Raw genomic sequence first — 1375 nt, forward strand, 5'->3', positions numbered from 1 at the left:
GCTTAGCGGTCGGAGTCGGGTAGTTTACGGCATAGCAAGGAATGATCGCATCCAAGGCCTCGTCGCCAAACAGATGAGACAGATCCCGGTGAACTTGTTGATCGGCGGATCCCGGCAGAGAGACCACCGCCCCCAGCCCGCTCAAGATCAACTCCGGCCCCAAAATCCGCTTCAGGATGGGCAAGATCAAAGGATGGGCATAGAGGAGGGGATCGTTGAAGGGGCCCTCCAGGCGAACCGTTACCATCACCCGTCTATTGCCCACTAACAGGGCATCGGCGTGGTTTTCGTGGGTGCAGTAGCGGCTGTAGGTGGCCAGAAAGCTGCTGTGCAACTTGTCGATGAGCTCGGGGGGAAAGATCTCCGGCAACACCAGATAGCCCTCTGTGGAAAACAGTTCAAAAGCCTGCTCTACGGTCTCTGGATCCGGCTGCTGGAGCTCCTGTAAGGACTCCGTCCCGCTGACGCGAACCGCAGGGCTGAAGCGCAACTGGGCCAACATCGGCTAGGTCTCCTGCAAACTGGCCACAGCCATTAACATGCCCCGCGCTTTGTTCAGACATTCTTGATATTCCCGCTCCGGATCCGAGTCGGCCACAATACCTGCCCCGGCCTGCAAGCTCACCTGGCCCTGATGAACCAGCAGAGTGCGGATGGTGATGGCGGTGTTCAGTTGGCCAGAAAAGTCGTAGTAGCCATAGGCGCCGGCATAGGGCCCGCGGCGGCATCCTTCCAGCTCATGAATAATCTGCATGGCGCGGATTTTGGGGGCGCCGGTAACAGTGCCGGCAGGGAAGGTGGCCCGCAGCAGATCCCAGGCGCTGTACTGGGGATCCAGCCGCCCCACCACGTTGCTGACGATGTGCATCACATGGCTGTAGCGCTCGATCTGCATCAGGTCGTCCACCTGCACAGATCCCAGTTGGCAGACCCGTCCCAGGTCATTGCGGGCCAGATCCACCAGCATCACATGTTCGGCCCGTTCTTTCGGATCTGCCAACAGCTCTTGCTCCAGCTGCCGGTCTTCCTGAGGGGTGGTGCCACGGGGGCGGGTGCCGGCAATGGGGCGCACGGTGGCGATGCGGTCTTCTCCCACCCGGCTGAGTTTGACCATCACCTCTGGGCTGGAGCCGATGAGGCAGAGATTCCCAAACTGCAAAAACGCCATATAAGGGGAAGGGTTAATCAGCCGCAACGAGCGGTAGAGGCAAAAGGGATCCCCGGCAAGGGAGATGGTAAACCGCTGCGAGAGCACCACCTGGAAGATATCTCCGGCGCGGATGTAGTCCTTAGCCCGTTCCACCGCTTGGCAGTAGGCCGGGCGGCTCAGGGTGCTGGGGGGGATTTGTTCGCGCCAGCGGGACGGAGTCCTTTC

Annotated in this window: 1 protein-coding gene and 1 pseudogene; both read right to left on the reverse strand. The window is 60.5% G+C overall.

What is annotated here, in order from left to right:
• Positions 1 to 502: pseudogene (locus tag NW818_RS11835) on the reverse strand (phytanoyl-CoA dioxygenase); the annotation flags it as partial.
• A 3-nt stretch (positions 503 to 505) separates the two neighbouring features.
• Positions 506 to 1375: anthranilate synthase component I family protein (locus NW818_RS11840; RefSeq protein ID WP_414424664.1), on the reverse strand; the 870-nt coding region annotated here is incomplete at its 5' end.

The organism is Synechococcus sp. R6-5, from assembly GCF_047461775.1.
GTDB lineage: Bacteria > Cyanobacteriota > Cyanobacteriia > Thermostichales > Thermostichaceae > Thermostichus.